Raw genomic sequence first — 5,802 nt, forward strand, 5'->3', positions numbered from 1 at the left:
GGCCGGCCCACGGCCGGCCCACCCCCGCCGCGTCACCTCACTTCTGCGGCCCCCGCTTCCGCTCCATCATGTGCCGGCCCAGCGCCTGCTTCTGCTTCCAGTCCCGGCGGATCTCGGTGCGCAGCCGGGCGTCCGTCTTGGCCACGATGCGCTGGTTCTCCCGCAGCAGCTTGCGGTAGCTCTCCAGTCGGCGCACGGGCAACTCCCCGCTCCCGACGGCCTCTTGCACCGCACAGCCGGGCTCCGCCTCATGCGCACAGTCATGGAAGCGGCAGTCCTCGGCCAGCGACTCGACATCCGAGAACGTCCGGGCCAGCCCGGTCCCGGCATCCCACATCCCGACCCCGCGCAGCCCCGGCGTATCGATCAGCACCCCGCCGCCGGGGAGCGCCCGCAGATCCCGTGTGGTCGTGGTGTGCCGGCCTTTGCCGTCCCGGTCACGGATGGCCTGCACGAGCTGGACCTCCTTGCCGAGCAGGGCGTTGGCCAGCGTGGACTTGCCCGCGCCGGACTGCCCCAGGAGGACGGACGTACCTCCCGTGAGCAGGGCGGTGAGCACATCGAGCCCCTCGCCGGTCGCCGAGCTGACCGCCAGCACCTGCACCCCGGGAGCCGCGGACTCCGCGTCGGCGGCGAGATACGCCAGAGTGTCCGCCTCACCGGCCAGATCGGCCTTCGTCAGCACCACCAGCGGCTGCGCCCCGCTCTCCCAGGCCAGCGAGACGAAGCGCTCGATACGCCCGAGATCCAGCGCGTCGGCCAGCGACACCGCGATCACCGCGTGGTCGACGTTCGCCGCGAGGATCTGCCCTTCGGAGCGCTTGGAGGAAGCGGACCGCAAAAACGCCGTACGCCGGGGCAGCAACGCCCGCACCACACCGTCGAGATGGCTGCCGACCAGCCCGTTCTCCAGGTCGATCACGGCCCAGTCACCGGTGCACGGCACCCGCATCGGATCGCTCGTGGCCACCAGCGCGGTATCCGCCAGAACGGTCCGGGTGCCCTCGCCCCCGGGCACGACGACATCCACCCGCCCGCGGTCCACGCGGACGATACGGCCGGGCACGAACCCCTGCCCGGCATGGGGGGTGAAATTCTCCGCGAACCCGTCGTCCCAGCCATAGGCGGTCAACGGGTGCGCAGCAGAGAGATCGAGGTCGAACAACGGGATGACCCTTCAGGAAGGAGCAGCCCCGGCCGCCCGCGCAACGCGCGGGGAGAAGAAGAGAAGTGACGTCGAGTCAGCCGGAGACCGCAGAAGTGAGATGGATGATCTTCTGGATGCGGACAGCACCCTGCGCAGCGACAGTCATCAGTACTCACCTCCCGCATTCCTCGACGGCCAACGACGGTGACCTCGGGACACCGTCTCGAACAGGGCTCACCGTAGACCGGCCCGGCACAGCGGCGCCATCCTTTTTCCCGACGCCACCTCCGCCCTCGTCAGCACCGCTCCCCCGGCGCCGCCCCGCGCCATGCCCGCGAGGGGCCCGACCGCGGCATCCGGTCGGGCCCCTCGTACGCGCGGTGGACGGTCCGGGCCCAGGCCGCCCGGTGTCACGGATTCAGGCGCCCGTGACGCCGTCGATGCTCTCCCTGAGCAGATCCGCATGGCCGTTGTGGCGTGCGTACTCCTCGATCATGTGGACCAGGATCCAGCGCAGCGAAACACCCTGACCGCCGACGAGATCCGCCTCCTGTCCCGGGAGTTTGCCGGTGTCGTCCAGCGAGGCGGCGGCGATCAGTGCGCGGCTCCGGGCGACTTCCGCGCGCCAGAGGGCCAGTACCTCGTCGATCCCGCGGTCCGGCGCGAGCGCGAAACCGTCTTCGTTCCCCGTGCCGTTCACCGGCGGGACGTCCTGACCGGCGAACACCCGCTGGAACCAGTTGCGTTCGACCTCCGCCATGTGCTGCACCAGGCCCAGCAGCGTCATGGGCGACGGTGCCACCGAGGCGAGGCGGAGCCGGCGGTCGTCCAGTCCCTCGCACTTCAGCGGGAGCGTGGCACGGTGGAAGTCCAACCAGCTTTCCAGCATGGCGCGTTCATCGGCCTGTAGGGGCGGAATAGGCCGCCCGTCCGGTGTTGTCCCCATGGGCCCTACCCTTTCACGGGGCGCGGGCGGGCGGCAGGGCAGTGTGGCAGCCCGGCAACCAGGCGTCAGAGTGTCCTGCGAGACGGGCAGGACGAGGAAGGCGAGGGGTTTCGCCCCGGTCTCGCGTGTGGCGAGGGCTTCGCCCCGGTGTCTCACGCGTACGGGACCTGCGGCACGGGAAGGGCGGCTAAGCACTGCTCAATAGCGTGTGGCGAGGGCGTACCGGCGGCACACGGGGCCGAGGCGGCCGAGCACCCCGCGGCGGAGCACAGTGCTAAATATGGGTCATGACGGAAATTTTCGGGCGAGAGGGTGACGCTTCCCGGCCGTCATCACGCTTCCCGGGACGGCGCCTCCGCTCGCTGCGGAAAGTGCAGAGCGTTGCGGGCCAGGTGTTGGTGCTGCAGCCCGTCCTCACGGTGCTGCTGGTCGTCGCGGCCGTCGTGGCTCTCGTCCTCCAGGCGGAGGGCGCGAGCATGCAGGAGGCCCGTCAGCGCTCCGTCGTCGGGGCGGCCGCCTTCACCCATGCGCCCGGAACCCTCGCCGCCATGACGTCCCGCGACCCGACCGCGCTGCCGCAGCCCCGGGCGGCGGCGGCACGTAAGGCCTCAGACGTCGACCACATCGTCGCGTTCAGCCCACGGGGCATCCGGGCGGGCGAACAGGTGGTGCACCCGATGCCGCTGCTGCTCGGCGCCGCCGGTGGCCTGCTGGTGGTCGCCGGCGGGGCGGCGTGGGTGAGCCGTCGGCTGCGGCGGCAGAGGCACGGGTTGCATCCGGCCGAGTTGCGGCGGATGTATGAGCATTACGACGCGGTGCTGCACGCGGTACGGGAGGGCGTACTGATCATCGGCAGCGACGGACTGCTGCTGCTGGCCAACGACGAGGCCCGGCGGCTGCTCGCACTGCCCGTGGACGCGGAGCGGCGCCCGGTCGCGGAACTGGGTCTGGAACCGCGGCTGAGCTCGCTGTTGACCTCGGGACGGGAGGTGACCGACGAGGTGCTGCCGGCGGGCGACCGGCTGATTGCGGTGAACGTCCGGCCGACCGCCCCCTACGGCGGGCCCGCCGGGACCGTGGTGACGCTGCGGGACACCACCGACCTGCGGGCGCTGGCCGGGCGGGCGGGGGTCGCCCAGGAGCGGCTGAAGCTGATCTATGACGCGGGGCTGCGGATCGGCACCACGCTGGAGGTGGGGCGTACCGCCGAGGAGCTGGCCGATGTCACGGTCCCCCGGTTCGCCGATGTGGCCACCGTCGAGCTGCTGGAGCCGGTGCTCCGCGGCGATGAACCGGCGGCCGGGACGGGCACCGATCTGCGACGGATGGCGGTCAGCGGGGTCCCCGACGAATCGGCGATCTACCGGGTGGGCGAGGTGCTCAGGTTTGTGCCCGGCACCCCGATGGCGACGGCGCTGGAGAGCGGCCGGCCCATCCTGGTGGACGATCTGCTCAGGTCGGACGAGTGGCGGCGACCGGACCTGGAGAGCGCACAGCGCGTGCTGGACGCCGGTATCCGCTCGCTGATCGCCGTACCGCTGCAGGCGCGGGGCGTGGTGCTGGGGCTGGCCAACTTCTGGCGGACCGAGACGTCCGGCGGCTTCGAGGAGGAGGACCTGGCCTTCGCCGAGGAGCTGACCGCGCGGGCCGCCGTCGCGATCGACAACGCCCGCCGCTACACCCGTGAGCACACCACGGCCGTCACCCTGCAGCGCAGTCTGCTGCCGCAGACCCTGCCCGAGCAGTCCGCCCTGGAGGTGGCCCACCGCTATCTTCCCGCGCGCGCCGGGGTCGGCGGCGACTGGTTCGATGTCATCTCGCTGCCCGGCGCCCGGGTCGCGCTGGTGGTCGGCGATGTCGTCGGACACGGTCTGCACGCCGCCGCCACCATGGGCCGACTGCGCACCGCGGTCCACAACTTCTCCGCCCTCGACCTGCCGCCCGACGAACTGCTCAGCCATCTGGACGAACTCGTCACCCACATCGACACCGACGAGGCGCAGGCGGCGGCCCCCGGAACCGGTGCGGAGGGCGAGGACGAGGGGCCCTGGCCGGGCGGCATGGACAGCGACTCCAAGGGCGTGCCGGCGTACACGGGGCGCACCGGCATCACCGGCGCGACCTGCCTGTACGCCATCTACGACCCGAGCGACGGCCGGGCCACCCTGGCCAGGGCGGGCCACCCGGGACCGGCCGTGGTCGCCCCCGACGGCACCGTGTTGTTCCCCGACATGCCCGTCTCCCCGCCTTTGGGCCTGGGCGGCAGCGAGCCGGTGGAGACCACGGAACTCACCCTGAGCGAGGACTCCCGGCTGGTGCTGTACACGGACGGGCTGATCGAGGGCCGCGACCGCGATATCGGCAGCGGCCTGGAGCTGCTGCACACGGCCCTGGCCGCCGCGGCGGACCGCACACCGGAGCAGATCTGTACGGCGGTCCTCGACACGATGCTGCCCGAACACCCCAGTGACGACATTGCCCTGCTGGTGGCCCGTACGCAGTTGCTGGACCCCGACCGGACCGCCGAATGGGAGGTGCCCTCCGACCCGGCGGCCGTCGGCCGTATCCGGTCGGAATGCCTGCGCACACTGGAGTCCTGGGGGCTGGCGGCGCTCTCGTTCACCACCGAGCTGATCCTCAGCGAACTGATCACCAACGCCATCCGCTACGGGGCCCAGCCGATCCGCGTCCGGCTGCTGTACGACCGCGCCCTGATCTGCGAGGTCTCCGACGGCTCCAGCACCTCCCCGCATCTGCGCCGGGCCGCCGCCACGGACGAGGGCGGCCGCGGCCTCTTCCTCGTCGCCCAGTTCGCCCAGCGCTGGGGCACCCGTTACACACCGAACGGCAAGGTCATCTGGACCGAGCAGTCCCTCGACGGCGGCCGGCCGGAACCCGGTCCGGACTCGGTCGACGACATCCTCGACCAGTGGGACGACGTGCCGGCGCTGTGACGTGGCACGGCGCGGGGCGCGCCCGGGACGGCTGGGCGGAGGGCCGCCCGGCGTCGCCCGTGCCCCGGCCGCCCGGCCCCACCCGCGGCGGCGGGCGGATGCACCCCCGTTGCCCCCTGGCTAAGCTCGGTGAGGGGGCCGAAGATCTGATCTTGGAGGCTCCCATGGTGCAACTGCCCGAAGCGCGTGATCTGGCCCCCCGGCTGGCGACCGGTGCGTTCATCCTGAATTCCGGGCTGACGAAGCTGCACGCCGACCAGGCCACCGCGGAGGCCGTGCACGGGATGGCCTGTGTGGCGTATCCGTTCCTGGACAAGATTCCCGCCGAGCGGTTCACCCGGCTGCTGGCATGCTCGGAACTCGTGGTCGCCGGCGCACTGCTGGCGCCGTTCGTACCGACCCGGCTGGCCGGACTGGCACTGACCGGGTTCTCCGGCGGGCTGGTCGGTCTGTACTTGCGCATCCCCGGGATGCGGCAGGAGGGGAGTCTGCGGCCGACCCAGGACGGAATTCAGATGGCCAAGGACACCTGGATGCTGGGCATCGGCCTGGGGTTTCTGGGCGCGTCGGGCCGGCGGCGGAGGGCCGCGGCATCCCGGTACCGGCACTCGGCCTTCTGCCGGCGACACCACCGGGGACGTTGCTGGTGCTGAGGGCCGCGGAGGCCGCGTGCCGGTGCTGAGCTCCGGTCAGCCGTTCCCGGGCCGAAAACCGGACGAAGCGAACCCCTGAGCGTTGTTGACAATGCTCAGGGG

General features: G+C 71.8%; 4 protein-coding genes. 2 read left to right on the forward strand and 2 right to left on the reverse strand.

The annotated features are described in order from the left end of the window. Positions 1-37: 37 nt before the first annotated feature. Together rsgA and ACWGI6_RS36800 are read right to left on the reverse strand one after the other, a co-directional pair. A complete protein-coding gene (rsgA, locus tag ACWGI6_RS36795) occupies positions 38-1,165 on the reverse strand; it encodes a ribosome small subunit-dependent GTPase A (protein WP_453271533.1) in 1,128 nt (375 codons plus the stop codon). A gap of 400 nt (positions 1,166-1,565) precedes the next feature. Continuing rightward, entirely contained in the window at positions 1,566-2,093 is a 528-nt protein-coding gene (locus tag ACWGI6_RS36800) for a DinB family protein (RefSeq protein ID WP_453271534.1), read from the reverse strand. A gap of 287 nt (positions 2,094-2,380) precedes the next feature. On the opposite strand from ACWGI6_RS36800, the gene ACWGI6_RS36805 reads away from it, so the two are divergent. Both ACWGI6_RS36805 and ACWGI6_RS36810 read left to right on the forward strand, forming a co-directional pair. Continuing rightward, positions 2,381-5,047 carry a SpoIIE family protein phosphatase gene (locus ACWGI6_RS36805; protein ID WP_453271535.1) on the forward strand — a complete coding sequence of 889 codons (2,667 nt, stop codon included), beginning with the start codon at positions 2,381-2,383 and terminating at the stop codon, positions 5,045-5,047. A 164-nt stretch (positions 5,048-5,211) separates the two neighbouring features. Further along, a complete protein-coding gene (locus ACWGI6_RS36810; protein ID WP_453271536.1) occupies positions 5,212-5,700 on the forward strand; it encodes a hypothetical protein in 489 nt (162 codons plus the stop codon). The last annotated feature ends 102 nt before the right edge of the window (positions 5,701-5,802 follow it).

Source organism: Streptomyces sp. NPDC054786 (assembly GCF_053611685.1).

What these genes read in the sequence shown, in the direction of transcription:
- ACWGI6_RS36800 (WP_453271534.1), bottom strand. Translation starts at nt 2,093, where the DNA reads ATGGGGACAACACCGGACGGGCGGCCTATTCCGCCCCTACAGGCCGAT.
- ACWGI6_RS36805 (WP_453271535.1), top strand. Translation starts at nt 2,381, where the DNA reads ATGACGGAAATTTTCGGGCGAGAGGGTGACGCTTCCCGGCCGTCATCA.
- ACWGI6_RS36810 (WP_453271536.1), top strand. Translation starts at nt 5,212, where the DNA reads ATGGTGCAACTGCCCGAAGCGCGTGATCTGGCCCCCCGGCTGGCGACC.